The organism is Rhizobium sp. ZX09 (genome assembly GCF_017357485.1).
Taxonomy (GTDB): domain Bacteria; phylum Pseudomonadota; class Alphaproteobacteria; order Rhizobiales; family Rhizobiaceae; genus Agrobacterium; species Agrobacterium pusense.
The window spans coordinates 1,433,236-1,459,762 of record NZ_CP031363.1 but is presented as its reverse complement, the minus strand read 5'-3'; the positions used below and the strand labels follow the sequence as shown (position 1 = coordinate 1,459,762).

Here is a 26,527-nt window from a genome sequence, read left to right as displayed (position 1 = left end):
TATGCTTGCCCAATCCGTAGAACTCAAACCTTCGGCCAGCGCTATCGAGATACGATCTCCCCGATTGCAAATTCATGCAGCACCGCCTTCGCGCGCGCGCGCAGCGTCATACTCAGGTCTTTCTTGGGCTCCGCCCAAACCCGCAAGGAACTTCGTCCCTTGACCCAAAGCACTGGCTTCGCCAGCGCCGTCACCATACGGTATCGCTTTAAGTGGCTGCTTCGTTGCAAAAGAAATCACCGTTTCAGAATGGCTCTTTTGCTTATGAAAGTTGTGGCTCTCACAATAAGCGAAACCGACCTTGATTGCGCGAATGAGATCGTCTGCGGCCTTGTCTGCCCGATCGACACCAATAAGCGGCTCAAGCCGTTTGCGCGTCTGTGCGCGTATGCTGTTAAGCTTTCCGGATCGCTTTGCGGTCTCAATGTTTACGATCGATCTGGCAACGGCGATTGTGGCACCGTGGGAGCGGTGAAGGGGAAACGGTAAAACCTCTGCCGGCGGATACCAATCCAGGAGAGACAGTTGCTCAGACATCTCGGCGTTCTCCTTTATCAGAAGGATCAACGTATGGGGTATGCGTTGATCCTGAGTAGTGCCCAAGTTCTATATCGATACGTTGATCGTCATTTAGGGGTATACGTTGATCCTCATCCAGCACGTCGGGGATCGACAGATAGAGAACGCGCCGACGCTCCCGATAGGCAACATCGGAGGTTGTCTCGGCTATGAGAAAACCCATCTTCTTTAGCCTGCAGACGTCACGTTTAATGGAAGGGATCGACCTCCCTGTTCTGCTGGCTAAAGACGCATCAGAGAGGGTGCACCTTCCGTCTCGTCTCGATGTGTGGGAAGCAATCATCATCATTGCCCTTTTCGAAAGCTTCAGAGCACCGAGAGCTCGACCAGCACGATCACGCCAGTCCTCTACAAGCTCATCAGCGGCCTTTGGACTGTTCGGCCAGCGAAGAGGCCGCGCATCAACGATCGGGAATTTCCGAGCGGTTTTGGTGAAGAGGAATTTGCTCTTCTCTTCTCCGTGCTCGACGATGTGTTGGGCGTGAACCATCAGCCGTGCGCCCTCCGCCAAACCTTATACCTGTTCGACAGAGCGGCCGCCTCGCACGCCTCCAATGCTGAGAGGCCGAAGCGCTCCCGAAGATTAGGAATAATCGGCGTTGGGATAGGATTTTGTTCCGCAAGCCACTGTGCGGCGGTGATGACTGTTTCGCTGTGCTGGTGTTCTGGGGGAGTAAGTGACGTCATGTCGACAACCTCAGAGTTTGCTGTGATTGTTTAGCCAAACCTGGTGGGCCTTGGCGTCGGAAAGAGCTTTTCTCTTCCGTGCGCGCTGCAAGGCAATCAGGTTGACGACAAGGTGAGTAACGGCGAAGGCGATGAATGCGCCGACTGCGATGTATTCTGCCATCATTGAACACCTCCGTCGTAAACCTGGTCGGGGATGAGGGCGATCAACCGGCGACCCTCTTGGAGAAGAGCGAGTTTGAAAGTGTTGCAAGCGATCCGTAGATCGTTGTCGCAAGTGCCGCCATCGGCCAAATGATCTTGAAGGTCTTGAACTGCCGCTTCGACCTGAGCTTCGAGGCCATCAAATGGCAGTTCAAACATCAAAGCTTTCTGGAAAAGAGATCGTCCCGAGGAACGACCCAGCTCTTCCAGCTGCGCCATGCAGAGAGCGGCGATTTTATCGTGATCATCCAGGGTCATGCTGACTCCGTAAAAAAAGAGACAAGGCGTTTTCTTGAGATGACCCACCGCCCATTGAGCTTTCGTGCCGGGATCTCCCCTTTGTCGAGGATCTCATAGGTCGCCCGCATAGAGCGGCCGAGCGCCTTGCCGATCTCCTCCGCTCCCCAGAGTAAGTCTAGGTCTCCGTGCGTGTTTGTTTCACCGTCTTGCATTTTCGAAACCTCATTAACTGTACCTAACACGGTAATAGGGGTAATACAGTAATAGGGTTGACGTCAAGAGGGATATAAGACAGTGCTATGTCGCAAAGTTTAGGGGTATATCGTCATGGCAAAAGCAGGCCGAGGGGCCGACCAATACATGCTGAGATTTCCGGATGGCCTGCGGGATCGCATCAAGGCATATGCTGAGAGGCGCGGAACCAGCATTAACAGTGAGATAGTCCGCGTACTTGAGCGCGAATTTCCGGAGCAATGGACCGTCGATGACAGGCTTGAGGAGCTAGCAAAAATGCTCGAGGTTCTGAGCGCAGGCACTAGCGATCCCAGGATAGAAGACTTCATAACCAAGTTTGAGGAGACCGTGAACGGCATCGTGTCCGGTAGGGTAACCGGAGTTGATGCGGAAACCCGCGAATCCGTCAAGGAATTGTGGAGGGCGTACAAGATGCGAGCTTCAGAAGAGGCGCATGAGGCAGAAAGGGATGGCGATTACACGGAGGAGGAGTTGGAGGCGTACGAACTCACAGGCAACTTCGAGAAGTATGCGGTACCGCCGCCAAAGTCACCAAATCCTATGCAAGACAGCTTTTATTTGATGGACATCGTGCCGCGCGGCCCTCTCTCCGAAATCGCTGAGAAGTTGAGCATGGGGGATACTGAGGGAGCGGCAGAAATAATGCGCAGAATCCCGAAGGACGAAATCCAGAAACGTCTAGAGTTTCACTCACTCTCGGTCTTTGAGCAAGAGAAACGCCGCAGCGACCCAGCCTCAGGGGCTCCGGCAGAAAATTACGATCCGTTTAAAGTGCGAGAGTGACCGATGAGCGTTCGAAAGCGCGAATGGACGACGCCGAAGGGCGAGGCAAAGAGCGCCTGGGTGGTTGATTATTTCGACACAGGCGGCAAGCGCCGGCTGAAGACTTTTAAGTTGAAGAAGGATGCCGATAGGTTCGCTGCAACCGCCTCTGTGGAGGTCAGGGAGGGCGTCCACGTCGCTGACAGCGCGAGTGTGACGGTCGAGAAGGCTGGCTCTCTGTGGATCGCCTCGGGCGAAAGCGCGAGCCTTGAGCGCTCCACTATGGATCAGCGCAAAAGCCACCTGAAACACCACATCAATCCTTTGATCGGTCAGACACTGTTATCGCGGCTTACTGTGCCGGCCGTCAGGGACTTCGAGGACACGATGCGCCAGAATGGCCGATCGCCAGCTATGGTGAAAAAGGTTCTGACCTCGCTCGGCTCCATCCTGTCTGACGCAAACGAGCGGGGGCTGGCAACGCGCAATCCAGTGCGAGACATCCGGTCCAGCCGCAAAGGTCGCGACAGGCGCCAGGAGAAGCGCCAGAAGGGCAAGCTGGTTGTTGGGGTGGACATACCCACCAGAGGCGAGGTCAAAGCGCTGGTGGCGGCTCTGGATGGCAACTGGAGGCCGTTGCTTGTGACGGCCATCTTCACGGGTATGCGTTCCTCAGAATTGAGGGGCCTGCGGTGGCAGGACGTGAATTTCAAGAAGGCGGAGATCCACGTCAATCAGCGCGCTGACCAGTTCAAGGAAATCGGCCCGACGAAGTCAGAGGCTGGAGTTAGAACGATCCCGGTTCCGCCTGTCGTTATCGCGGCGTTGAAGGAACATAAGCTCCGGCAGCCGCCTGGCTTCGAACTGGTCTTCGCCAATCCAGACGGCGAACCGCGGTCACACGCGAACATCGTGAACAAGGGCCTCAAGCCGGCGATGATTCGATCTGGCGTGACCGTGGGCGAGGGGGATGCCATCGAGGCTAAATATACTGGTCTCCACGCGCTGCGCCACTTCTACGCCTCCTGGCTCATCAACAGGAAGGAAGACGGCGGCTTAGGTCTGCCGGTCAAAATGGTGCAGGAGCGCATGGGCCACTCCTCGATCGTGATGACCATGGACACCTACGGACACCTATTCCCGCGGCTGGATGATGGGACAGAACTAGCACAAGCCGCGAACATTTTGCTCGACTGACTGCAACATGGTTGCGACAAACAGGGAAATTGCGATGGTAAATCAAGAGCGGGTGAAAGCCTGCAAATCCTTGTACCCCGGTTCAATTCCGGGCGAGGCCTCCAAAATTCTCCCACGGTACGATGATTTTTCCTGTTCCGCGTCACGATTGGCGACGTCTCGCCGTTTGTTCCGCGAAGAAAACCGCTGCCATCCTGCTTTTTACCCCACATCCGTCTTACCGCGCTTGAAAGCGCGCTCTTGGCCAATTATGAGATTACTCAAAGGCGAGGGGAGGCCCGCGCCGTTTTGAGCTTTTGGAGCCGGGACTTCCCGACCGGCATCCGTGAAATTGAGGCGATAACGACATGATGGATTTCGAAACCGCGCGCGCCAATATGGTCGACAGCCAGCTGCGTACGACCGACGTGACTTCGCATTCGGTGCTGAAGGCGTTTTTGAGTGTGCCGCGCGAGGCATTCGTGCCGACGGGTGCACGGCAGATTGCCTATGTGGATGAGGATTTGCAGATCTGTCCCGCCCGGGATGGCCGCCCGGCCCGTTATGTCATGAAGGCCTCGCCGCTCGCGAAGCTGCTGCAGCTCGCGGCCGTTTCGAGGGAGGACGTGGTCCTGGAAGTCGGCGGTGGTTCCGGTTATGCGGCCGCCATCCTGTCCCAGCTTGCCGGCTCCGTCGTTTCGCTCGAATGCGATGAAGCGCTCGCCGCACAGGCGACCGAAACGCTCGCTTCGCTTGGCTATGACAATGTCGCTGTCGTCACCGGCGATCTCGAAAAAGGTTATGCGAGCGAAGCGCCTTACGATCTGATTTTCGTGAACGGCGCTGTCGAGGAAGTGCCGGCGGCACTTACCGAGCAGTTGCGCGATGGCGGGCGTCTCGTCGTCGTTGTCGGATACGGCAATGCCGCAAAGGCCACCGTCTATCGCCGCGATGGCGCCAGCACGTCGGCCGCGACCTTCTTCAATGCTTCGGTCAAGCCGCTGCCGGGTTTCGCCAAGGCAGCCGAATTCGTTTTCTGATCACCGTACCATCATTCTGTTCTTGACGCCGGGGTGGAATTTCCACCCCGGCGTTTTTGTGAGGATTGGAAATTCATCCCGTGTGCGTCTTCGAGAACATCGCGCCCACAAAGCTGTGTATCATCACGAAACTTGTCGAATCAGTGATTTAGTTCGTGGCTATGCTACCCTAAACTAAGGTGATTCGGGGTGTGCGTATTTCTGCCCCGCATGACCCCTGCAGCGGGTTGCGAAGATGCGGAGCGTCTTTCTCAGGCCTGTTGCAGACTGTCGGCGCGGCGGTTGTTTTCGGCTGCCGCTGCCGTGATGTGCAGATTGAACAGGTGCGAAGTGCCCCTGGCATCCGAAGTGATGCGAGGCCGGGTGCTAGAGAGTGGAAACCGGGGATTGATATGGCTCAGCCAAGCGTAGCGCGTGAACCGTCCATGGAAGAGATTCTGGCGTCGATACGCCGGATCATCGAAAGCAACGAGCCAGGGCCCGCCGGCGCATTTTCCGGCCAGTTACCGCCGGTTTATGACGATGAGGACGAGGCGGCAGGCGACGCAACTTACATGACGGAGCCAGCCAGCCCGCCGGCCCGCGTCCCTCCGCCGGCAAACCAGGCCTTTGGCGCACGGCCTGCACAGGATTTTTCACCGGCTTATGAACAATCCCTGGCCGAGCCCCAGGAAATCCCCGTCGAAAAGACGATGTCGCTCGCCGATGTCGCCGCGCGGGTTCGCGCTGCCGCAGACCGCAACGCCGCCATGGGGCCGCAGGCCTTCGCCTCGCAGGGCCAGCGCGCGGCGATGCAGGCTTCTCCGGCTTCCTCTTCTCCCGCCGTGGCGCAGACCGAACGGCCCGCCCCACAGCGTCCGACGGATGTACGGCCGCTGATGGTGGCGGCTGCGGCAACTGCTGCAGAACAGCAGGCGACCGCTGCTTCCGAGGACCGGGCCGCTGCCGCTGCCATTGAAAGCGCGCCTGTACCGGAAAACTATTTTGATCATATGGCGCTGCGCGGTGCGATTGAAACCGCTGTCGCCGAGGAGGTTTTCGACATCGACGTGCAGGAACCCATTGCCGAGGCACCGTCACTCGATCTGGTTGCGCCGCAGCCGGAAGACAAAGCGCAGGCCGGCTCCGACCTGTCGCTCAACCTCATCTCGGCCGCCGCGGGCGCGCAGATCGCGCGTTCCTTCAGTGAGCTGGCCGAGGTTTTCGATGGCGTCGAACGTCGTTCGATCGAGGACATGGCGGCCGAGATGCTGCGTCCGATGCTGCAGGAATGGCTGGAAGACAATCTGCCAACCCTGGTTGAGCGTCTCGTGCGCGAAGAAATCGAGCGCGTGGCGCGCGGCTCGCGCCGCTGATTTTACGCTGGCCGCAGGGCCGCGTGCCTCCCGCCCGCGTCGGGAGGCGTGGCATTGGCGTTAAACAGGGGCCGCCCGGCACAGGGGCGGCTTTTTTATTGAAGATGAAAGCGTTATCGGGGCATAGTCGGCCATCGGGTCGCTCACGGAGCGTCCTGAGGGTCGGTTTCTGTTGACTCTCGACTGTCCATCCTTATTTAAAAAATCCACACAAGAACTCTAAAATTCAGGTCAGGAAATGCTCGAAAAGACCTACGATTCCGCCACCGTCGAACCGAAGATCGCCAAAGCCTGGGACGAGGCTAACGCTTTTCGTGCCGGCGCCAACGCCAAGCCGGGCGCGGAAACCTTCACCATCGTCATCCCGCCGCCGAATGTGACGGGGTCCCTGCACATGGGCCATGCGCTCAACAACACGCTGCAGGATATTCTGGTCCGCTTCGAGCGCATGCGCGGCAAGGATGTGCTGTGGCAGCCGGGCATGGACCATGCCGGCATCGCCACGCAGATGGTCGTCGAGCGCAAGCTGATGGAGCAGCAGCTTCCAGGCCGTCGCGACATGGGCCGCGAGGCCTTCGTGGAGAAGGTGTGGGAATGGAAGGCCGAATCCGGCGGCCTGATCTTCAACCAGCTGAAACGTCTCGGCGCGTCCTGCGACTGGTCGCGCGAACGCTTCACCATGGATGAAGGTCTCTCCGAGGCTGTTCTCGAAGTTTTCGTCACGCTCTACAAGCAGGGCCTGATCTACAAGGACAAGCGCCTCGTCAACTGGGATCCCAAGCTGCTGACTGCGATTTCCGACATGGAAGTCGAGCAGATCGAGGTCAAGGGTAATCTCTGGCACCTGCGCTATCCGCTCGAAAAGGGCGTTACCTATCAGTACCCGACCGCATTCGACGAGGAGGGCAAGCCCACCGAGTTCGAGACCCGCGACTATATCGTTGTCGCCACGACGCGTCCGGAAACCATGCTTGGCGATACCGGTATTGCCGTGAACCCGGAAGACGAACGGTACAAGGGCATCGTCGGCAAACACGTCATCCTGCCCATTGTCGGTCGCAGGATTCCCATCGTCGCCGATGACTACGCCGATCCGACCGCCGGTACGGGTGCGGTCAAGATCACGCCCGCGCATGATTTCAACGACTTCGAAGTCGGCAAGCGCTGTGGCCTGCGCGCCATCAATGTCATGAATATCGATGGTACCATCTCCATCAAGGAGAATGAGGATTTCCTCGACGGCCTCGACCATCCGGCGGCGCTGCACGGCGCATGGGACCGGCTGGAAGGTCAGGACCGTTTTGCCGCCCGCAAGATCATCGTCGAAATTTTTGAGGAAGCCGGCCTGCTCGACAGGATCGAGCCGCACAAGCATGTGGTGCCGCATGGCGACCGCGGCGGCGTTCCGATCGAGCCACGCCTGACGGACCAGTGGTGGGTCGACAACAAGACGCTGGCGCAGCCGGCGATTGCGTCGGTTCGCGAAGGCCGCACCAATTTCGTGCCGAAGAACTGGGAAAACACCTATTTCCAATGGATGGAGAACATCCAGCCCTGGTGCATCTCGCGGCAATTGTGGTGGGGACACCAGATTCCGGCATGGTACGGCCCGGACGGGCAGGTGTTCGTCGAGAAGACCGAGGAAGAGGCGCTGCAGGCGGCCATCCAGCATTACATCGCCCATGAAGGCCCGTGGAAGGCCTGGGTCGAGGAAAAGCTTGAGAACTTCGCTCCGGGCGAAATCCTGACGCGCGACGAAGATGTGCTCGACACCTGGTTCTCTTCTGCGCTCTGGCCGTTTTCGACGCTCGGCTGGCCGGAACAGACGCCGGAACTGGCGCGCTATTATCCGACAAACGTGCTTGTCACCGGCTTCGACATCATCCCCTTCTGGGTGGTGCGGATGATGCAGATGGGCCTGCATTTCATGAAGGACGACGCCGGTAACCCGGTCGAGCCGTTCAGCACGGTCTATATTCATGCGCTGGTTCGCGACAAGAACGGCCAGAAGATGTCGAAATCCAAGGGCAACGTCATCGACCCGCTGGAACTGATCGATGAATATGGTGCCGATGCGCTGCGTTTCACGCTTGCCATCATGGCGGCGCAGGGGCGCGACGTGAAACTCGATCCGGCACGTATTGCGGGTTACCGCAATTTCGGCACGAAGCTCTGGAATGCGACGCGCTTTGCCGAGATGAATGGTGTGAAGCGTGACCCGCATTTCCTGCCGGAAACCGCCTCGCTGACGATCAACCGCTGGATCCTGACCGAGCTTGCCAACACGGCCCGCGACGTGACGGCGGCACTTGAGAACTTCCGCTTCAACGATGCGTCAGGCATTCTCTACCGTTTCGTCTGGAACCAGTTCTGCGACTGGTATCTGGAACTGCTGAAGCCGGTCTTCGGCGGCGACGATGAAAAGGCCAAGTCGGAATCGCAGGCCTGCGCGGCTTATGTTCTGGATGAGATCTACAAGCTGCTGCATCCTTTCATGCCGTTCATGACGGAAGAGCTTTGGGCGCATACGGCCGGTGAGGGCAAGGAGCGCGATGATCTTCTTTGCCTTACCGACTGGCCGGAGCCGGAGTTCCGCGACGACGCCGCGGCTGCGGAAATCAACTGGCTGATCGATCTCGTGTCCGGCATTCGTTCGACGCGCGCCGAGATGAACGTGCCGCCGGGTGCCACTGCCTCGCTGGTGGTCGTTGGCGCCAATACCTCCACGGAAGCACGGCTCGATCGCCACGCCGCCGCTATCCGGCGTCTGGCGCGGGCCGATGAAATCCGTGCCGCCGACGTCGCGCCGAAGGGATCGGCCCAGATCATCGTCGGTGAGGCGACCATCTGCCTGCCGCTTGGCAATCTGGTCGATCTTGCGGCCGAAAAGGCTCGTCTCGAGAAGGCGATCGGCAAGGTGGACGCGGAAATGGAACGCATCGACAAGAAGTTGTCGAACGAGAAATTCGTGGCCAATGCCGATCCGGAAGTCGTTGCCGCCGAACGCGAGCGCAAGGCTGAGCTTGAAATTCAGCTCACAAGCCTGAGAACGGCGCTCACGCGGGTAAGCGAAGCGGGGTAACATGCCGCTTGCGGCTTTGCATGAACAAAAACGCCCCGCTAAAAACGGGGCGTTTTTGCTATGGAGCGACAGGGTCGCCGTCTATCGATTGCTGCGTTGCAACGACGAATCATGTTGCTCGCTGGAGGGCGATCATTTCTCGCCATCTCGCGCTCGAAAATCTCCCGAACAGTCAAAAAAGCCAACAAAAACGGCGTGATAAGCGCCTTTCTTCGGGAAACGCGCGTGTGTGGTTATTTGGCGACAATTCCCGTCACGCGTGGGAAATTGTTTCATTTTGTGTCGGATCGCTTCCGTTTAATTAGAAAAATAACCTAAAATGATTATGCAAGGGGATCGACATGAAATTCTTACGTAAAAAATGGAGAAGTGTCGCAGAACTGTGCCAGTGTGCGGCAGATTGTCATTTTCCGCGAAGCGCTTCACTCTTTTGATGATCACATTGCCTTGATTGGGGAGAGAGATGGCAAAAACTGCAATTTTTCGCGGCGCGGTATGTTTCGCAGTCAGCATCGCGGCGGTAACGCCTTCACTGGCCGGCGGTCTCGAGCGCGGCGGTTATAATATCGATCTGTTGTTCGATCCGTCCGATTACGTTCTCGACAGCTCCGCGACCTTCGTCGCACCGCAGCGCAAGGTAGAGAATGCGCGGGACAATCCGCTGAAAAGTGGTCCCTTGCCTGCATCCTGGTCCAGGACGGCAGATGATTCCGAAAACTTCTGGTCGACCCGCATCGGGGCCAAGGCATCGATCGGCGATTTCGGCGACTGCATGTTCGACTATTCACAGCCCTGGGGCGCGCATCTCAATCCCGGTATCTGGCAGGGATCGAGCTACAATATCGAAACCAAGGTCAAGTCGCACAATTACGCGACCACCTGCCGGGTGAAGTTCGATCTTGGCAAGGGTGACTTCTCGATTATCGGCGGCGGCTTCTATCAGGAATTGAGCGGCTATAAGTATCGTCAGGTTCTCGGGCCGGCCGTTCTGGGCCTCAATCCGGCCTGGTCCAGCTTCAGCGGCGTCGGCAAACTTGAGATGGAAGGTGACGGCTGGGGCTGGCGCGCCGGCATGGCCTACGAGATTCCCGAGATCGCGTTCCGCGCCAGCCTTGTTTATAACAGCGCTGTCGATCACGATTTGACCGGCTTCGCCGATGTTAGAGGGATCCCACAGACACCGCCGTCCATATCTCCGACGCTTGCAAAATACGGCGGCAAGCTCGTGCCGATCTATGGCTCTGTTTCCATGCCAGACAGCATCGAACTAAAAGTTCAATCCGGCATAGCGCCAGACTGGCTTGCTTTCGGTTCCGTGAAGTGGACAGACTGGAGCCAGATTCAGGTCATTCCTTTCTGCGCGGTCGGCACATCTCCCTGCGTCCCAAGTGGCGCAGACACCCTGAACACGCTTGACCTGTTCTATCGCGACGGCTGGACGATCTCCGGCGGCGTTGGTCACAAGTTCAACGAACAGTGGAGCGGAGCCGTCAGCCTGACCTGGGATCGCGGTACGTCCACGGTCATCGGCACCCAGACAGATACGTGGACGCTCGGCACGCAGATTGTCTATTCGCCCAACAAGAACATCGAGTTCAAGATTGCCGGTGCTCTCGGCCTCCTGACCTCGGGCAGCTCCTCCATCAATGGCGGACCCTGCGGCGCTGGCTTCACCTGCGGCAACGAGGCAGGCTACGATTTCGGCAACGACCTCGTGGCAGCCATCTCGACGGGTGTGAAGGTCAAGTTCTGATCTGATCCTTTCGCTGATGCTAAATTAAAGGTCCGGTTTACCAACCGGGCCTTTTTTCATGTCCGACTATGATTCCTTCTCGATAAAATTTTCTGGCCCGAAAGTTTTGTGACGATTTGGCAACACTTTTCTGCAAGCGTGGGGTCGCGTTGGAATGTGAGCATATCTGTCCATTTCCCGCCACAAACAGGGTGCTTGGCTTATGTTTAGGGCAGCGGGATCGGAAGAACATGCAGGCGTTTGATGTGGGCACGCGGGGTTGCAGAAAGTGAAAACAGGTTTGGATTCAGGGTTTAAGCAAGTAATACGGGAATTTCATCCGGATTTCTTGTTTGGCGCTGACCGGTGGATGGCGGAACGCCGTTATATTGCCGGAAATTATGCCTATATCTGTCTAACTGGAAAATTTGGGCAATTGCCGCAGGAGACCACCGGTGGTGCGCTGGAAAGTGCTGCCGGAAAGACGCAGTGTGTTCGAAAAATCGCGACCCGGCGGGGTTCGGCTTTGCAGTATTCCGCAAGTATTGGCTATATGCCGGGAAGAGTGAGAGAAGTTCGCTGAAATGCTGAAATGTGAAGCCAACGTTTTAAAGCCGCTCCTCATGGGCATGTTGCTTGCGTCGCTCGCAATGCCTGCCGCGGCTTTTGACATCAATGCGGGCGTGACCAAGGAATCCGGCCCCTTCGACCTGTTCAAGTTCGGCTTCAAGGCCTACAAGAACGGCAACAAGGGTGAAGCTGTCGAGGCCTATCGCTACGCGGCCGAAAAGGGCCATACAGGCTCGCGCTGGGCGCTTGCCAACATGTATGCCTATGGCGATGGCGTCGCCAAGAACGACTTCGAAGCTTTCAAGATCTACAGCGAAATCGCCAATCAGGGTGTCGAGCCGGGATCGGAGGATACGGGCTTTTTCGTCAATGCGCTGCTGTCTCTCGCTGATTATTACCGCCACGGCATTCCCGGAAGCCCCGTCAAAATGGACCTTTCACAGGCCCGGCAGCTTTATTTCCAGGTTGCTTCCACCTTCGGTGTGGCTGAGGCCCAGTTCCGTCTGGCAGAGATGATTCTTGCCGGCGAGGGTGGCCGCGCGGATGTGCAGCAGGCAAAGAAATGGCTCAACCAGGCCCGCAAACACGGCCATGCCGGCGCCATGTCGATTTTCGGCAACCTGATCTTCCAGGAAGGCCAGACGACGCAGGGCCTCGCCTTCATGACGGCGGCGCTGGATAAATGCACGGCGGCGGACTGTACCTGGATTCAGAACCTGCAGGAGCAGGCCTTTTCGCTGGCGGGTGAGAACGATCGCCGTGCGGCAATCGCAATGGCGCAGACCATGCGGATTGACGATCCGGATTGAAAATTGCCGCGCCAGAGCTCGGTAAAGATGGCCTGTCAGCCAGCGGGGCTGAAATCGAAGTAACCGCAGACCGGCACGTGGTCGGATGGTTTTTCCCACGCACGCACATGTTTTTCGATGCTGACCGATTCCAGCCTGTCGGCTGCTTCGGCTGACAGCATCAGATGGTCGATGCGGATGCCGTTATTTTTCGGCCATGCGCCGGCCTGATAATCCCAGAAGGAATATAGTCCTGCTTCATCCGTCGTCGCGCGTGCGGCATCGGTGAAGCCAAGGTTCTCCAGCTTGCGGAAGGCTGCGCGGGTCTTCGGCAGAAACAGCGCGTCACCTTCCCACACGCGGGGGTCGTGACAATCGAACGGTTCCGGAATGACGTTGTAGTCCCCCGCGAGGATCAGCGGCTCCTCGAACGCGAGGCGATCTTCGGCAAAGCGCCGCAGCCGCTCCATCCAGGCGAGCTTGTAGGGATATTTGACCGGATCGTCAGGCGGATTGCCATTTGGCAGGTAAAGCGAGCAGACGCGGATGGCGCCACCGTCGACGGAAAACACGCCTTCGATGAAACGCGCCTGCTCGTCGGCATCATCACCCGGCAGGCCACGATTGACCTCATCGGGCTTGACTTTGGAAAGCAGGGCAACGCCGTTGAAGCCCTTCTGGCCGTGGGTCTCGACGTGATAACCAAGCGCCTCGATTTCCAGCCGCGGAAACCCCTCGTCGACCGACTTGATCTCCTGAAGGCAGACGATATCAGGCGAAGAATCCTTCAGCCACTGGCAGAGGTTTTCGATGCGCGCCTTGACGCCGTTGATGTTCCAGGTGGCAATCTTCATCGGAGTTTCCCTTTTGTGAGGGTACTTTTACCCGATGCAAAAGCGATTGCCACCGTTTTTGGAAGGTGGTGGCGAGGATGTGGTGGATAGAGGGGAGGTTGGTAGAGTGAACTGGGCCGCGAAGTCAGCGTCATGTCTCTACCCCCTCATTCCTGTGCTTGTTACAGCAATCCAGCCGACGCGCGTCTGCGCGGCGGGGAGACAGGGATGAGGCAGGAGAGGACGCGGATCACCTTAAAGCTGAGAGCATTGAGGCAGAGCCGCGGGCCGTTTCACTCAGATCGAAAAGCTGGTGCCGCAACCGCAGCTTGCCACGGCATTGGGGTTCTTGATCTGGAAGGACTGGCCAAGCAGATTATCGACGAAGTCGATTTCAGAGCCCGCCATATAGACGACCGAAAGGCTGTCGATCAGCACCTTGGCGTCGCCGCGGGCGATCACGATGTCGTCATCGGCGGGGTTCTCGGCCAGATCGAACTTATAGGAGAAGCCCGAGCAACCGCCGCCTTCGACGGAGACGCGCAGCGCCTGTTTGCCGGCGTCGGCGGCGACGATCTGGGCGATTCGCTTTGCCGCTGCTTCCGAAAGGGTAATGTCGCTGTTTTCCATGTCGTTCCTCCTGCCGGGGTCAAGATCCGGAGAGCAATAATCTCGTTGTCACTATTATAAACCGGTCAAATTAACGGTCTATAGCCTGTGTGAGGGCGTCTGCGCGGCGATGATGCTTTGCGCTGACCTCTGCGATAGGTATGAAGGGTGAATGAAAAGGTCAATGGCCGAGCCCAAAAGGAAGTCGCGGCCATAAGAAGTCAACAGGTGGATGCATGATCATAGACCAGCGCGCATTGGGTTTCGGAAGTGGGGAGAGGGCGGTTTTCGCCTCGGATCCATGGACGACGCGCGGGCGTCTGTTTCCGGAAGAAGGAAGCCTGACGCGTTCCGAATTCCAGCGTGACCGGGACCGCATCGTCCACACGACAGCCTTTCGCCGCCTGAAGCACAAGACGCAGGTCTTCATCAGCCCCGACGGAGACCATTACCGCACGCGGCTTACCCACACCATTGAGGTGGCGCAGATCGCCCGCGCTCTGGCCCGCGCGCTGAAGCTGGACGAGGATCTGGCTGAAGGCGTGGCGCTGGTGCATGATTTCGGCCACACGCCTTTCGGCCATACCGGCGAAGACGCGCTCGATGCGGTGCTGCTGCCCTATGGCGGGTTTGACCACAATGCACAGTCGCTGCGTATCGTCACCAAGCTGGAGCGCCGCTACGCCGAATATGACGGCATCAACCTGACCTGGGAAACGCTGGAAGGTCTCGTCAAGCATAATGGCCCGCTGGTGAACGCGAAGGGTGAGGGGATCAAGGGGCCGGTTCCGCTGCCCATCCTCGAATATTGCGAGTTGCAGGATCTCGAGATCGGCAGCTATGCCAGCCTTGAGGCGCAGGTGGCGGCGATTGCCGATGACATCGCTTACAATACCCACGATATCGATGACGGTCTGCGCGCCGGTTATCTCACCTTCGAGATGCTGGAGGAGGTACCATTCCTCAGCGGCTTGATGGCGCAGGTGCGGGCGAAATATCCCGTGCTCGACAAGGAACGTTTCGCCAATGAGATCATGCGCCGCCAGATCACTCACATGGTTGAGGATGTGATCGGCGTGGCGCAGCAAAATCTTGCCCGGCTGAAGCCGCAGCGGGCTGCCGACATCAGGGCCGCCGATTTTACCGTCGCCACCTTTTCGCCCGAGATGGCGGAGACTGACAGGCAGATCAAGAAGCTGCTGTTTGCCCATATCTATCGGCACCCGGACATCATGCGCATTCGCGCCGGCGCGACGCAGATCGTCACCGATCTTTTCCACCGATATATGGAAACGCCGGCGGAAATGCAGAGCCACTACTGGGTAGACAGCATTTCCGGCATGAGCGTGGCCGCAAAAGCCCGGCATGTGGGCGACTATCTCGCCGGCATGACCGATAGTTATGCACTGCGCGCCCACCAGCGGCTGTTTGACCACACCCCCGATTTGAGATAGGGCAGCGGGCGATCGCGAAGCCGACCGGCTAAAATACCGGACATGAACAGAAGCCCTTCGCGCAGGTTGGAACGATGAACATTTTTGCCGATTTCGATACCAGGATCAAAAACGCGCTCGAGACCCTCGACCTCGTGAAAGAGAACCGCGAAAAGGTCGATTTCAGTCGAATTACCGTCGAATCCCCGCGTGATCTCAGCCACGGCGACGTTGCCACCAATGCAGCAATGGTGCTGGCCAAGCCGCTCGGCACCAACCCGCGCGCCCTGGCCGAACTCATCGTGCCGGCGCTTCAGGCGGATGGCGATGTCGATAGCGTCAATGTCGCGGGTCCCGGCTTTATCAATCTCAAGGTGTCGGTTGGTTACTGGCAGCGTCTGCTGGCAGATATGATCAACCAGGGTATCGATTTTGGCCGCTCCACCATCGGTGCGGGCCAGAAGATCAACGTCGAATATGTCTCGGCCAACCCGACCGGCCCGATGCATGTCGGCCATTGCCGTGGCGCCGTGGTCGGCGACACGCTGGCGAACCTGCTCGCATTCGCCGGTTACGGCGTCACAAAGGAATATTACATCAACGATGCCGGCTCGCAGATCGATGTGCTGGCACGTTCGGTGTTCCTGCGGTATCGCGAGGCGCTCGGCGAAGATATCGGCACCATCCCGTCCGGTCTCTATCCCGGTGACTACCTCGTTCCCGTCGGCCAGGCGCTGGCCGATGAATATGGCATCAAGCTGCGCGCTATGCCTGAAGAAAAGTGGATGCCTATCGTCAAGGACAAGGCGATCGACGCGATGATGGCGATGATCCGCGAGGATCTGGCGCTTCTCAACGTCCGGCACGACGTGTTCTTCTCGGAGCGCACGCTGCATGAGGGCAATGGCGGGCCGATCCTCTCGGCCATCAACGACCTCACCTTCAAGGGCCATGTCTACAAGGGCACGCTGCCGCCGCCGAAGGGCGAATTGCCCGATGACTGGGAAGACCGCGAACAGACGCTGTTCCGCTCCACCGAAGTGGGCGACGATATGGACCGCGCGCTGATGAAGTCGGACGGTTCCTACACCTATTTCGCCGCCGACGTCGCCTATTTCAAGAACAAGTTCGACCGTGGTTTTTCCGAGATGATCTATGTGCTCGGCGCCGACCATGGCGGTTACGTCAAGCGTCTGGAAGCCGTCGCGCGCGCCGTCTCCGAGGGCAAGTCGAAGCTGACGGTTCTTTTGTGCCAGCTCGTCAAGCTGTTCCGCGATGGTGAGCCGGTGAAGATGTCGAAGCGCTCCGGCGACTTCGTGACCCTGCGCGACGTTGTCGACGAAGTGGGTCGCGATCCGGTGCGATTCATGATGCTTTATCGGAAGAATTCCGAGCCGCTGGACTTCGATTTTGCAAAAGTGACCGAACAATCGAAGGATAATCCGGTCTTTTACGTGCAATATGCGCATGCCCGCTCAATGTCGATCTTCCGGCAGGCGCAGGAAGCGTTTCCGGGGCTTTCTCCTTCGGCTGAGGAGATGGCGGCATCTGTATCTTTGATCAGCGATATCAATGAGTTGCAGCTGGTTGCAAAACTCGCGGAATATCCGCGCCTGATCGAATCCGCGGCCCTTTCGCATGAGCCGCACCGGCTTGCTTTTTACCTCTATGATCTCGCCAGTTCCTTCCATGGACACTGGAACAAGGGTAAAGACCATCAGGAATTACGTTTTATTAACGATAAAAACCGAGAATTGAGCATTGCCAGACTTGGGCTGGTGAATGCTGTCGCGAATGTTCTGAGGTCTGGACTGACGCTTTTAGGAGCGGACGCACCTGACGAAATGCGATAACATCTCACCATTATTTGCTCACAATACGCTGGCAAGAGCTGCAATGCGTAGATGGTGGAACACGTAATGGTCGAAAAAAATGTCGCGTATAACCGGGACGCCCGGTCCGAAGGCTTCGCTGACAACGATCCTCTGGCAGAACTGGCGCGTATCGTCGGCTTCGAAGATCGTCCTTCGCATGCGGGTTCCGAAGCTGCGCCACGCGCTGCCTCACCGGTTGGCCGCCGCGAACCCGAATTTAATCTCGAGGACGAGCTGCTTCGGGAATTCGAGGTTTACGATGCGCCGCATGCCGATCCGATCGTTCTTGATCCGGCAAACGATGTTCGTGCAGGCATCCATCCAAGCGATTTCATGCAGCGGGTCGAATCCGTTTTCGCTCGCCGCGAGCCCGAACTTGCGCCGGCAGCTGAACCGGAACCCGAGGTGACATTCGCTCCCGAAGCAGCGGAAGAGCTGCTTCCAGAGGTCAATGAGGCCTATATCCACAATTACGTCGAAACCCCCACGCAGGATATCCGGGCGGATTTCCGCGATGATGCCGGCGCGGTGGCTGAAGTTTTCGATGTGCATTCGCGCCAGGCGCGTCCTGCCGAGCCGATGGTCTACGAGCAGGCTGCCTCACAGGTGGCATGGGAAGAGCCGCAGGCCGCGGAACCCGTCCAGCCGGAATGGCACGCCATGCCGGAGCTTCCGGCAGATGTCTCCAGCAATATTGCTGCCGCCGCTTATGCTGCTACACCGGAGTCCCAGAGCCTCGATCTCGCCGATGAAGTGGAAATCGCCGTGGCCGAACAGGCGCCTGCTCCGATTTCCGTTCGTCCGCCATCGCATGGCGGCCGGTCTTCGCTGGAATTTTCGAGCCTGCGGTTGCCGCTTGCCAATTTCGGCGCCCGCCGCGATGTTTCGGCTGCCGACCCGAAGCGGGTTGAGCCGCGCTCCGAACGGCAGCCTGCCGCGGCCCGGGTAGAGCCGCAGGTCGAAGTCGCTCCCGTGCCTGCCGTCGTCCAGGCGGAAGAGACCGCGCCATCCTTCACGCCTTCGGTCGCCGAGGTCTTTACGCCTGCCGCAGAGCCTCTGACGTTTGAGGCTGCCGAGAAGCCGGCGGCGAAACATCTCTCGCCGATGGATGAGTTGATTTACGACGTCGCGAAATATTCCATTCCCGGTCGCGGTGAAGCGCCGCTCGTGCAGGCGGTCCCCGCAGCGCAGGCTGCCAAGGTTGAACCGCCCGTGGTTACTGCCGCTCCGGTGAAGGCAGCGCCGGTTGCCGATGCAGCGCCCGCAGCACCCGCCGAGGAGCTTGATTTCGCCGGCTTCAACGATGATGATTTCGAGCTTGCGCTTGACGATCTCGATCTCGATCTGGATCTGTCCGACATCGCTGAAGCGGAGGTCGCGCCAGCGCCTGCACCGCAGCCGGTTCGCCAGCAGCCGGCCGCGCCGGTGGCCGTTCATGCACCCGCACCGCAGCCGGTGAAGGTGCAGCCCGCACCGCAGCCCCGGCCTGCGCCCGTTGTCGCACCTGTTGCTGCCGTTGCTGCCGCTCCGGTTCAGCCGCGCCCGGCCGCTCCCCAGCCTGTCGCGCCACAGACGCTGGAAAGCCTGCCTTTCGATCCCTCGCAGATCGGTGAGACGGAAGAGCATCCGGAAACCATCGTCGAGATGGATGTACCGGAACTGCCGGTTGGCGTTTTTGAGCCGAAGCCGGCTCCCCGCCGCCATGAGGAAGACCTCGACATCGACACCGAGCTTGCGACGCTGTTCGCTCCTGCTGTTGCCGGTGGTCTCGACCGCCACAAGCACGCGGAAAACCGCGGAGCTGCCCAGGCTCGTCCTGTTCAGGCTCCGGAAGAGGCCGACGAGTTCGAACGGGCGCTGGAAGAGGATTTCCGCCGCTCCATGCAGGAGGCTGCCGCTTCCCGTGGCAATGCGCCTCGCGAGCCCGAAAATACGTACGTCGACCATCAGGCTGCTTATCGTGATGAGGATGAACGCGGCGGTCGCCGCTGGATCATGCCGGTTGCGGCTGCCATCGGCCTGGTGCTGATCGGCGGCGGTGTTTACGCGCTGGTCTCCGGCGGTTCGTCGAGCACCGGTTCCAACGGCGCGCCGGTCATCATCTCCGCCGATAACGACCCGATGAAGGTCGTGCCGGAAAATCCGGGCGGTCGTGTCGTGCCGAACCAGGACAAGGCGGTTTATGATCGCGTTGCCGGCGGCAGCGCTGCCGATCCGAAGCAGCCGGCGCTGATTTCCAGCAACGAACAGCCCGTGGACGTGGTTCAGCGGACTCTGATTCCTGAACAATTGCCGCTGGAAGGCGAAAACGACGCCGATATGGACGCCGCTGGCACGCCGGTTGGCGAGACCGAGGATCCGCGCCTGCTTTCGCCGGAAGAAAAGGCCGCACAGAACGAAGGTTCGGCCGCGACCGGCGTTTCCCCGCGCAAGGTTCGCACCATGATCGTCAAGCCTGACGGCACGCTTGTCGCACAGGAAGTCGAGGTGCCGGCAGCCCAGCCGCCGAAGGCTGACAAGGTCGAGGAACTTGCTGCGCCGCAGACCGCCAAGCCGGGTGAGGGCGCTCCCGCCGTCATCGCCGCATCGCGGGTTCCGGTCGCGCCGGAACAGGCTCAGCCGCAGGCCAACACGCCTGCCGCCACCAAGCCGGCTGCGCAGTCCGCCGCGCCGCTTCCGGCAACACGTCCGTCCTCGCAGCCCGCAAACGTCGTGGCGACGGTGACCAATCAGGGCAATGTTCGTCCGACGACGACTGCGCCTGCTCAGCCGCAGGCCGCGCAGCAGCAGACCGCAGCCGCTACGCCGGCTGCGACCAGCACGCCGTCCGCCGGTGGCTACTATATCCAGATCGCGTCGCTGCCGAGCCAGGCGGAAGCGCAGAAGTCCTACCAGAACATGTCGGCCAAGTTCGGCTCGGTCATCGGTGGACGCGGCGTCGACATCAAGGCTGCCGAAATCGCCGGCAAGGGCACCTTCTACCGCGTCCGTATCCCGGCCGGTGACAAGAACGAAGCCGTGGCGCTGTGCGAAAAGTTCCGTTCGGCCGGTGGCAGCTGCCTGGTGGCGCGGTGACAGAGATGCGCCGGGGGTAGTACCCCGGCGCTGATTGTCTAACGACAGTGACGGAGCAGCTAACCTCCGTCATGCCGGACTTGATCCGGCATCCAGCCACGGCGCGTCTGCGCCGTGAAACGAGTCTTACGCGATCAAGGACTTGATCGCGCTGGACCCCGGCTCGGAGGCCGGGGTGACGGACGGTAAACGTCGCTGCCCCGGCATTGGCCGAGGAGCAGGCAAAGTTCTTCCCATCTATTCTGTAACAGGCGTGACACCATGACCGATTGCAAAGCTATGATCCTCGGATGCAGCGGGCTTTCGCTGACTGCCGACGAGATTGCCCTTTACCGAGATGAGCAGCCCTGGGGTTTCATCCTGTTCGGGCGCAATATTGGCGAGCCGCAGCAGATCACCGATCTCGTCGCCGCCATGCGCGATGCCGTCGGGCGGACAGATGCGCCGGTGCTGATTGATCAGGAGGGCGGACGGGTTCAGCGTATCAAGCCGCCGATCCTGCAGGCTTATCCGAATGCCCGCATTCTCGGTGAAATCTATGAGCGCGACCGGGGTGCCGGTCTGCGTGCCGCCTGGCTGATGTCGCGACTGCACGCGTTTGACCTGATGAAATTCGGCATCAATGTCGATTGCCTGCCGGTGCTCGACGTGCCGGTGGAAGGCGCCAGCAATGTCATCGGCAACCGTGCCTATGGCTATACGCCGACCATGGTGGCCGAGATGGGGCAGGCGGCGGCCGACGGGCTGAAGGCGGGTGGCATGCTGCCTGTCATGAAACATATGCCGGGTCATGGTCGCGGCATGGTGGATTCGCATCATGAACTGCCTGTGGTCGACGTGCCGCTCGATGAGCTGGATGCGCATGACTTCGTGCCCTTCCGGGCACTGAACCGCGAATTGATGGCGATGAGCGCGCATCTTGTGTTCAACGCCGTCGACCGCGAACGGCCGGCGACGACATCACCGAAGGTGATCGAGGAGATTATTCGCGGGCGGATCGGATTTGACGGCCTGCTGATGTCCGACGACAGTTCGATGAACGCGTTGAAGGGCACGCTGGGTGAAAGAGCTGCGAATATTGTTGCTGGCGGCTGCGATATAGTCTTGCATTGCAACGGCGTGATGGGTGAAATGCTCGAGGTTGTGAAAGAGGTTCCCGTTCTTTCCGGCCGGTCGCTGGAGCGGGTGCGGGCAGTTGAAGCGGGTTTCCCGACTGCGGACCCATCCGACGAAGCGGAACTGAGAGCCGAATTCAACGCCATGTGGGCCGTTTCCTGATAGTCGGGCGGCCGCTTACTCGGGATCAAGGCCGGAAGCTCCGGCGGATGGAACGATGGCCGCAGACAAATCTCGCAATTCGACACCGATGGACAAGCTCTGGCAGGATGTGACGCCGGAGCGGCTGACGGGTGAGGCCGGACTGGTCATCGATGTCGCGGGTTTCGAAGGCCCGCTCGATCTGCTGCTGCATCTTGCCCGCACGCAGAAGGTGGACCTGTCGCGCATTTCAGTGCTGGCGCTTGCCGAGCAATATCTGCAATTCGTGGAAAGCGCGCGGCGCGTGCGTATCGAGTTGGCGGCCGATTATCTGGTCATGGCGGCGTGGCTCGCCTTCCTCAAGTCCAAGCTTCTCATTCCGCAGCAATCCAAGGATGACGGCCCCTCGGGTGAGGAAATGGCCGCAACCCTTGCCTTCCGGCTGAAGCGGCTGGAGGCGATGCGCGAGGCGGCGGAACGCCTCGTCAACCGCGCCCAGCTCGGCCGCGATGTGTTTGCCCGCGGCGCGCCGGAGCATATTCCGCACATCAACCGCTCTGCCTACGAGGCGAGCCTTTATGACCTGCTCAGCGCCTACGCCAATCTGCGGCAGAGACAGGCGATCACCCAGGTCACCATTGAAAAACGGCAGGTCTGGTCGCTGGTCGAGGCGCGGGAGCTTTTAACCGGTCTCCTCGGCGATGTCGGAGAATGGACCGCGCTCGATCAATATCTGCTGCAATATGTCCCCGATCCCGCGATGCGGGTGACGGCGATCGCCAGCGCCTTTGCCGCGTCACTGGAACTTGTGCGCGAGGGTACGCTGCAAATCCGGCAGGAGGGCGCTTTCCAGCCCATCTATATGCGCCGTGGCACGAGGGATGATCGTGCGGCGGTCGCCGAGAGGACTGACGATGACTGATAATGATGAGACAGCCGAGGCGACGATCGCGACGGATGGGGTGGGACTAGAACCCACGGTATTTTCCGAGCGCCAGTTGAAAGAGGCCGAGCGGATCGCCGAGGCTTTGGTTTTCGCCTCGGCCGAGCCGGTCTCTCCGGGTTTCATTGCGGAGCGCCTGCCGCGCGGCATCGATGTCGACGCCGTTCTTCAGCATCTGAAAGCCGCCTATGCGGGCCGGGGCGTCAATCTCGTGCAGGTGGGCGGGCAATGGGCCTTCCGCACTGCCGGCGATCTTTCTTTCGTCATCCGCGCCGAGGAAAAGGAACCGAAGAAGCTCTCTCGCGCGGCGCTGGAAGTCCTGGCGATTATCGCATATCATCAGCCGGTCACACGCGCTGAAATCGAGGAAATCCGCGGTGTTCAGACCTCGCGCGGCACGCTTGACGTCTTGATGGAGGCAGGCTGGGTCCGGTTTCGTGGCCGCAGGCGCACACCCGGCAGGCCGGTGACGATCGGTACCACGGTTGAGTTTCTCGACCATTTCGGCCTCGAGGAATTGCGCGACCTGCCGGGGCTCGAGGAGCTGAAGGGAGCAGGGCTGCTTTCCGGCCGCATACCTTCCAATTTCGGCGTGCCCCTGCCGATGATGAGCGACGAATTGCGTGAGGATGAAGACCCGATCACGCAACTTGATCTGGAAGAGCTGGGCCTGCTTGCGCCTGGTGGTGGCGACGGCGACGATTGAGATCGTTATCGCGCGGGCGACACGACGCAAAAACTTTATGCTCACACCCTGTTGAAGCGGCAATTTGTTGTTTGAAAAAGCCTTTCAAACGTCTTACATCGTCTGAAAGCGAAATTCAGGAGTTTCAGTTATGGGTTCTTTTAGTGTGTGGCATTGGCTCATCGTGCTGGTGATCGTTCTCGTTCTATTCGGACGCGGCAAGATCCCGGAATTGATGGGCGATGTCGCCAAGGGCATCAAGAGCTTCAAGAAGGGCATGGCTGACGAAGACCAGACGCCGCCGCCGGCCGATGCCAACACGAAGACCGTCGACCACAAGGCTGACGAGATCAAGTAAGCGGCCCTGCCGTTTGGTTTGAGACTGACGCGCGTTAGGGTCTCGGGAGCATATTGATGTTTGATATCGGCTGGAGCGAGCTGCTGGTGATTGCGGTCGTACTGATCGTGGTTGTCGGGCCGAAAGACTTGCCGCCCATGATCCGCGCCTTTGGCAAGACCATGGCTGGCCTTCGCAAGATGGCGGGGGATTTCCGTACCCAGTTCGATGAGGCCCTCAAAGAGGCCGACATGGACGATGTGCGCCAGACCATATCGGATGTCCGCAATCTCAACCCGACCAACTCGCTGCGTGATGCGATGAACCCGCTTCGCCAGCTCGGCAAAGAGATCAAGTCCGATCTTCAGAAGGCGACCACGCCGCCTGAGGGCCTGTCATCCTCGCCTGCTACGTCGACCGCAGCACCGGCGACCAGTGAGCCGGTTGCACCGCTCGTCAGCATTCCCGAGCCTGAGATGAAGCTGCCGGATACCCCGCCCGTGACTGCCAGCGCCCCCGTTGCGGCACCGGTCGTGCCGGCGGAAAAGCCGAAGCGTGCCCGGGCTAAATCGATTGCGGCCGTCGAGGCGGAAGCGGTTGCCGCCAAGCCGAAACGCGCCAGCCGCGCCAAAGCGGTCGCGGCGTCCGAACCCGTTGCTGTCAATTCGACGGAGACTTCAGCTGAAAAGCCGACCGTAAAAGCCGTCGCGAGAAAAGCGGCCGCCAGGAAAGTCGTGGCTGAAAAGCCTGTCGTGGCCGCCGATGCCAAGCCGGTGAAGCCGGCGAGAACCAAGGCTGCAAAGCCCAAAAAGGATGAAGCATGAGCGGGGACATCGAGGACAAGCCGCAGCCGCTTATCGAACATCTGATGGAACTGCGCACACGGCTGATTTGGTCGCTGGGTGCGTTCTTCGTTGCCTTCATCGCCTGTTTTGCCGTTGCCAAGCATCTCTTCAACCTGCTTGTCATTCCCTATAAGTGGGCGGTTCTCTGGGCCGGCCTTGATGTGACGAAGTCGTCGCTGATCTATACCGCGCCGCAGGAATTCTTCTTCACGCAGATCAAGGTCGCCATGTTCGGCGCGATGGTCATCTCCTTTCCGGTGATCGCCTCGCAGCTTTATAAATTCGTGGCACCCGGCCTCTACAAGAACGAGCGCGCCGCTTTCCTGCCCTTCCTCGTCGCATCGCCGATCCTGTTCCTCATCGGAGCGGCGCTCGTCTATTTCTTCTTCACGCCCATGGTCATGTGGTTCTTCCTCGCCATGCAGCAATTGCCAGAAGATGGCGAGGTTGCGATTTCGCTGATGCCGAAGGTGTCGGAATATCTGAGCCTCATCATGACGCTGGTGCTGTCCTTCGGTCTGGTGTTCCAGCTGCCCGTGGTTACGACGCTTCTGGCGCGCGTGGGCCTTCTGACCAGCGACTGGCTGCGTGAGAAGCGCAAGTTCGCGATTGTCATGGCCTTTGTGGTCGCCGCCGTGCTGACCCCGCCGGACCCGATGTCCCAGATCGGTCTTGCACTGCCTGCGATCATTCTCTACGAGATTTCCATCTACATGGCTCGACTCGTGGAGAGGAAGCGCGCTGCGGAATCCGCAAGCACGGAGCTGGAGGAGACCTGAGTTTTCGAAGGTCTCGCCGCTCAAGACATCTCCTCGCGCCGGGCTTCTGCCCGGCGTTTTGCTGTAAAACATCGGTGATGCAACAACGGTCTGGAACGACGATGCACGACATTAAATGGATACGTGAAAACCCCGAAGCTTTTGACGCGGCGCTCGCACGCCGTGGCGCGGAGCCTGCGGCCGCAGGTCTGATCGCGCTCGATGAAAAGCGCCGTTCCGTCATCCAGTCCCTGCAGGACATGCAGTCCCGCCGCAATGCCGCCTCCAAGGAAATCGGCGCCGCCATGGCGCAGAAGAACATGGAGCTTGCGGAAAAACTTAAAGCCGAGGTCGCCGACCTCAAGGACAAGATGCCGCGCGCCGAGGAGGAGGACCGTCAGGTCACCGCCGAGTTGAACGACGCCCTGTCGCGCCTGCCGAACATGCCCTTCGACGATGTGCCCGATGGCAAGGACGAGCATGACAATGTGGTGACCCGCGTCGTCGGCCAGAAGCCCGGCTGGAACCATGAGGCCAGGGAACATTTCGAAATCGGCGAAGCGCTTGGTTATATGGATTTCGAGCGGGCCGCCAAACTTTCGGGTTCGCGTTTCACCGTTCTCACCAGCCAGCTCGCGCGGCTGGAGCGGGCGCTCGGCCAGTTCATGATCGACCTGCACACCTCGGAACATGGCTATACCGAAGTTTCCTCGCCGCTGATGGTGCGCGACGAGGCGATGTTCGGCACCGGGCAATTGCCGAAATTCTCCGAGGACCTGTTCAAGACCACCGATGGCCGCTGGCTGATCCCGACGGCGGAGGTGACCCTGACCAACCTCGTGGCCGGCGAAATCCTCGAGCAGGAAAAGCTGCCCCTGCGTTTCACCGCACTCACACCGTCCTTCCGCTCGGAAGCGGGTTCGGCAGGCCGTGACACGCGCGGCATGCTGCGCCAGCACCAGTTCTGGAAGTGCGAGCTCGTCTCCATCACGGATGCGGAAAGCGCTGTCGCCGAGCATGAGCGCATGACGGCATGCGCCGAGGAGGTGCTGAAGCGGCTGGGCCTGCATTTCCGCACCATGACGCTCTGCACCGGTGACATGGGCTTTGGCGCGCGCAAGACCTACGATCTGGAAGTGTGGCTGCCCGGTCAGAATACCTATCGCGAAATCTCGTCCTGCTCGGTCTGCGGCGATTTCCAGGCGCGCCGCATGAATGCGCGCTATCGCGGCAAGGACGACAAGGCGACGAAGTTCGTGCATACGCTGAACGGTTCCGGCACGGCTGTCGGCCGCTGCCTGATCGCCGTTCTCGAAAATTACCTGAACGACGATGGCTCTGTCACAATTCCTGATGTGCTGCTGCCCTATATGGGCGGTCTGACGCGGATCGAAAAGGCGGCTTGATT

Annotated in this window: 26 protein-coding genes; 18 read left to right on the top strand and 8 right to left on the bottom strand. The window is 59.5% G+C overall.

Translation table 11 applies throughout. From position 1 onward, the window contains the following. Positions 1 to 72 precede the first annotated feature (72 nt). From BTN45_RS07225 to BTN45_RS26690, 6 genes are read right to left on the bottom strand one after another with little or no spacing between them, the layout of a single operon-like run. Complete coding sequence (locus BTN45_RS07225) at positions 73 to 537, bottom strand: hypothetical protein (protein ID WP_207589562.1); 465 nt, start codon at positions 535 to 537, stop codon at positions 73 to 75. Further along, positions 530 to 1,090: a hypothetical protein gene (locus BTN45_RS07220; RefSeq protein WP_207589560.1), complete on the bottom strand. Its 561-nt coding sequence runs from the start codon at positions 1,088 to 1,090 to the stop codon at positions 530 to 532. Before BTN45_RS07220 ends, BTN45_RS07225 begins: the two co-directional genes overlap by 8 nt. Next, a complete protein-coding gene (locus BTN45_RS26345; RefSeq protein WP_246751678.1) occupies positions 1,069 to 1,266 on the bottom strand; it encodes a hypothetical protein in 198 nt (65 codons plus the stop codon). Before BTN45_RS26345 ends, BTN45_RS07220 begins: the two co-directional genes overlap by 22 nt. Positions 1,267 to 1,276: 10 nt before the next feature. Then, complete coding sequence (locus tag BTN45_RS07215) at positions 1,277 to 1,432, bottom strand: hypothetical protein (RefSeq protein WP_157951550.1); 156 nt, start codon at positions 1,430 to 1,432, stop codon at positions 1,277 to 1,279. Beyond that, complete coding sequence (locus tag BTN45_RS07210; RefSeq protein WP_207589558.1) at positions 1,429 to 1,728, bottom strand: hypothetical protein; 300 nt, start codon at positions 1,726 to 1,728, stop codon at positions 1,429 to 1,431. The genes BTN45_RS07215 and BTN45_RS07210 overlap by 4 nt, the downstream gene beginning before the upstream one ends. Beyond that, positions 1,725 to 1,922 carry a helix-turn-helix domain-containing protein gene (locus BTN45_RS26690; RefSeq protein WP_348649829.1) on the bottom strand — a complete coding sequence of 66 codons (198 nt, stop codon included), beginning with the start codon at positions 1,920 to 1,922 and terminating at the stop codon, positions 1,725 to 1,727. Before BTN45_RS26690 ends, BTN45_RS07210 begins: the two co-directional genes overlap by 4 nt. Positions 1,923 to 2,037: 115 nt before the next feature. On the opposite strand from BTN45_RS26690, the gene BTN45_RS07205 reads away from it, so the two are divergent. The 8 genes from BTN45_RS07205 (at position 2,038) to exoR (ending at position 12,491) form a co-directional block, all read left to right on the top strand. Then, positions 2,038 to 2,748: an Arc family DNA-binding protein gene (locus BTN45_RS07205; RefSeq protein ID WP_207589556.1), complete on the top strand. Its 711-nt coding sequence runs from the start codon at positions 2,038 to 2,040 to the stop codon at positions 2,746 to 2,748. 3 nt (positions 2,749 to 2,751) lie between these two features. Then, on the top strand, positions 2,752 to 3,924 hold the full coding sequence (locus BTN45_RS07200) for a site-specific integrase (protein ID WP_207589554.1): 1,173 nt from the start codon (positions 2,752 to 2,754) through the stop codon (positions 3,922 to 3,924). 347 nt (positions 3,925 to 4,271) lie between these two features. Further along, positions 4,272 to 4,943 (top strand): protein-L-isoaspartate O-methyltransferase, encoded by a 672-nt coding sequence (locus BTN45_RS07195; RefSeq protein WP_022556281.1) that lies wholly within the window; start codon positions 4,272 to 4,274, stop codon positions 4,941 to 4,943. A 392-nt stretch (positions 4,944 to 5,335) separates the two neighbouring features. Then, on the top strand, positions 5,336 to 6,298 hold the full coding sequence (gene popZ, locus BTN45_RS07190) for a PopZ family protein (protein WP_207589552.1): 963 nt from the start codon (positions 5,336 to 5,338) through the stop codon (positions 6,296 to 6,298). Between the two features lie 238 nt (positions 6,299 to 6,536). Next, complete coding sequence (locus BTN45_RS07185; protein WP_207589545.1) at positions 6,537 to 9,380, top strand: valine--tRNA ligase; 2,844 nt, start codon at positions 6,537 to 6,539, stop codon at positions 9,378 to 9,380. 463 nt (positions 9,381 to 9,843) lie between these two features. Next, positions 9,844 to 11,133, top strand: coding sequence for an OmpP1/FadL family transporter (locus BTN45_RS07180; RefSeq protein ID WP_004442167.1), 1,290 nt, complete (start codon positions 9,844 to 9,846; stop codon positions 11,131 to 11,133). A 268-nt stretch (positions 11,134 to 11,401) separates the two neighbouring features. Further along, positions 11,402 to 11,695, top strand: a complete 294-nt coding sequence (locus BTN45_RS07175) for a hypothetical protein (protein WP_234704062.1) — start codon at positions 11,402 to 11,404, stop codon at positions 11,693 to 11,695. A gap of 1 nt (position 11,696) precedes the next feature. Beyond that, positions 11,697 to 12,491 (top strand): exopolysaccharide production regulator ExoR, encoded by a 795-nt coding sequence (exoR, locus tag BTN45_RS07170; protein ID WP_004442165.1) that lies wholly within the window; start codon positions 11,697 to 11,699, stop codon positions 12,489 to 12,491. Between the two features lie 35 nt (positions 12,492 to 12,526). Here exoR and xth read toward each other — a convergent pair whose 3' ends face one another. Both xth and erpA read right to left on the bottom strand, forming a co-directional pair. Continuing rightward, positions 12,527 to 13,324 carry an exodeoxyribonuclease III gene (xth, locus tag BTN45_RS07165; protein ID WP_004442163.1) on the bottom strand — a complete coding sequence of 266 codons (798 nt, stop codon included), beginning with the start codon at positions 13,322 to 13,324 and terminating at the stop codon, positions 12,527 to 12,529. Positions 13,325 to 13,600: 276 nt separating this feature from the next. Then, positions 13,601 to 13,933 (bottom strand): iron-sulfur cluster insertion protein ErpA, encoded by a 333-nt coding sequence (gene erpA, locus BTN45_RS07160; RefSeq protein ID WP_022556278.1) that lies wholly within the window; start codon positions 13,931 to 13,933, stop codon positions 13,601 to 13,603. 215 nt (positions 13,934 to 14,148) lie between these two features. Between erpA and BTN45_RS07155 the strand changes: the two genes are divergently transcribed. From BTN45_RS07155 to serS, 10 genes are all read left to right on the top strand, one after another. Then, on the top strand, positions 14,149 to 15,366 hold the full coding sequence (locus tag BTN45_RS07155) for a deoxyguanosinetriphosphate triphosphohydrolase (protein ID WP_004442160.1): 1,218 nt from the start codon (positions 14,149 to 14,151) through the stop codon (positions 15,364 to 15,366). 74 nt (positions 15,367 to 15,440) lie between these two features. Beyond that, a complete protein-coding gene (argS, locus tag BTN45_RS07150) occupies positions 15,441 to 17,198 on the top strand; it encodes an arginine--tRNA ligase (protein WP_004442158.1) in 1,758 nt (585 codons plus the stop codon). 66 nt (positions 17,199 to 17,264) lie between these two features. Beyond that, positions 17,265 to 20,294 (top strand): SPOR domain-containing protein, encoded by a 3,030-nt coding sequence (locus BTN45_RS07145; protein ID WP_207589539.1) that lies wholly within the window; start codon positions 17,265 to 17,267, stop codon positions 20,292 to 20,294. Between the two features lie 261 nt (positions 20,295 to 20,555). Further along, a complete protein-coding gene (gene nagZ / locus BTN45_RS07140; RefSeq protein WP_113380567.1) occupies positions 20,556 to 21,572 on the top strand; it encodes a beta-N-acetylhexosaminidase in 1,017 nt (338 codons plus the stop codon). Between the two features lie 55 nt (positions 21,573 to 21,627). Beyond that, complete coding sequence (locus tag BTN45_RS07135) at positions 21,628 to 22,473, top strand: ScpA family protein (protein ID WP_006698852.1); 846 nt, start codon at positions 21,628 to 21,630, stop codon at positions 22,471 to 22,473. Beyond that, positions 22,466 to 23,200 carry an SMC-Scp complex subunit ScpB gene (scpB, locus tag BTN45_RS07130; protein WP_207589537.1) on the top strand — a complete coding sequence of 245 codons (735 nt, stop codon included), beginning with the start codon at positions 22,466 to 22,468 and terminating at the stop codon, positions 23,198 to 23,200. The genes BTN45_RS07135 and scpB overlap by 8 nt, the downstream gene beginning before the upstream one ends. Positions 23,201 to 23,330: 130 nt before the next feature. Then, on the top strand, positions 23,331 to 23,537 hold the full coding sequence (locus BTN45_RS07125) for a twin-arginine translocase TatA/TatE family subunit (RefSeq protein WP_003509722.1): 207 nt from the start codon (positions 23,331 to 23,333) through the stop codon (positions 23,535 to 23,537). Between the two features lie 56 nt (positions 23,538 to 23,593). Next, positions 23,594 to 24,340, top strand: a complete 747-nt coding sequence (gene tatB, locus BTN45_RS07120; RefSeq protein WP_207589535.1) for a Sec-independent protein translocase protein TatB — start codon at positions 23,594 to 23,596, stop codon at positions 24,338 to 24,340. Next, positions 24,337 to 25,140, top strand: coding sequence for a twin-arginine translocase subunit TatC (gene tatC, locus BTN45_RS07115; RefSeq protein ID WP_022556270.1), 804 nt, complete (start codon positions 24,337 to 24,339; stop codon positions 25,138 to 25,140). Before tatB ends, tatC begins: the two co-directional genes overlap by 4 nt. A 101-nt stretch (positions 25,141 to 25,241) precedes the next feature. Further along, positions 25,242 to 26,525: a serine--tRNA ligase gene (gene serS / locus BTN45_RS07110; RefSeq protein ID WP_004442134.1), complete on the top strand. Its 1,284-nt coding sequence runs from the start codon at positions 25,242 to 25,244 to the stop codon at positions 26,523 to 26,525. Positions 26,526 to 26,527: the final 2 nt, after the last annotated feature.

Coding starts and splice junctions, on each gene's coding strand:
- BTN45_RS07215 (WP_157951550.1), bottom strand. CDS start 1,432: ATGATGGCAGAATACATCGCAGTCGGCGCATTCATCGCCTTCGCCGTT.
- BTN45_RS07200 (WP_207589554.1), top strand. CDS start 2,752: ATGAGCGTTCGAAAGCGCGAATGGACGACGCCGAAGGGCGAGGCAAAG.
- exoR (WP_004442165.1), top strand. CDS start 11,697: ATGCTGAAATGTGAAGCCAACGTTTTAAAGCCGCTCCTCATGGGCATG.
- BTN45_RS07125 (WP_003509722.1), top strand. CDS start 23,331: ATGGGTTCTTTTAGTGTGTGGCATTGGCTCATCGTGCTGGTGATCGTT.
- popZ (WP_207589552.1), top strand. CDS start 5,336: ATGGCTCAGCCAAGCGTAGCGCGTGAACCGTCCATGGAAGAGATTCTG.
- erpA (WP_022556278.1), bottom strand. CDS start 13,933: ATGGAAAACAGCGACATTACCCTTTCGGAAGCAGCGGCAAAGCGAATC.
- BTN45_RS26345 (WP_246751678.1), bottom strand. CDS start 1,266: ATGACGTCACTTACTCCCCCAGAACACCAGCACAGCGAAACAGTCATC.
- BTN45_RS07205 (WP_207589556.1), top strand. CDS start 2,038: ATGGCAAAAGCAGGCCGAGGGGCCGACCAATACATGCTGAGATTTCCG.
- BTN45_RS07145 (WP_207589539.1), top strand. CDS start 17,265: ATGGTCGAAAAAAATGTCGCGTATAACCGGGACGCCCGGTCCGAAGGC.
- xth (WP_004442163.1), bottom strand. CDS start 13,324: ATGAAGATTGCCACCTGGAACATCAACGGCGTCAAGGCGCGCATCGAA.
- BTN45_RS07185 (WP_207589545.1), top strand. CDS start 6,537: ATGCTCGAAAAGACCTACGATTCCGCCACCGTCGAACCGAAGATCGCC.
- BTN45_RS07180 (WP_004442167.1), top strand. CDS start 9,844: ATGGCAAAAACTGCAATTTTTCGCGGCGCGGTATGTTTCGCAGTCAGC.
- BTN45_RS07195 (WP_022556281.1), top strand. CDS start 4,272: ATGATGGATTTCGAAACCGCGCGCGCCAATATGGTCGACAGCCAGCTG.
- BTN45_RS07135 (WP_006698852.1), top strand. CDS start 21,628: ATGGCCGCAGACAAATCTCGCAATTCGACACCGATGGACAAGCTCTGG.
- BTN45_RS26690 (WP_348649829.1), bottom strand. CDS start 1,922: ATGCAAGACGGTGAAACAAACACGCACGGAGACCTAGACTTACTCTGG.
- BTN45_RS07225 (WP_207589562.1), bottom strand. CDS start 537: ATGTCTGAGCAACTGTCTCTCCTGGATTGGTATCCGCCGGCAGAGGTT.
- tatC (WP_022556270.1), top strand. CDS start 24,337: ATGAGCGGGGACATCGAGGACAAGCCGCAGCCGCTTATCGAACATCTG.
- scpB (WP_207589537.1), top strand. CDS start 22,466: ATGACTGATAATGATGAGACAGCCGAGGCGACGATCGCGACGGATGGG.
- serS (WP_004442134.1), top strand. CDS start 25,242: ATGCACGACATTAAATGGATACGTGAAAACCCCGAAGCTTTTGACGCG.
- argS (WP_004442158.1), top strand. CDS start 15,441: ATGAACATTTTTGCCGATTTCGATACCAGGATCAAAAACGCGCTCGAG.
- nagZ (WP_113380567.1), top strand. CDS start 20,556: ATGACCGATTGCAAAGCTATGATCCTCGGATGCAGCGGGCTTTCGCTG.
- BTN45_RS07210 (WP_207589558.1), bottom strand. CDS start 1,728: ATGACCCTGGATGATCACGATAAAATCGCCGCTCTCTGCATGGCGCAG.
- tatB (WP_207589535.1), top strand. CDS start 23,594: ATGTTTGATATCGGCTGGAGCGAGCTGCTGGTGATTGCGGTCGTACTG.
- BTN45_RS07155 (WP_004442160.1), top strand. CDS start 14,149: ATGATCATAGACCAGCGCGCATTGGGTTTCGGAAGTGGGGAGAGGGCG.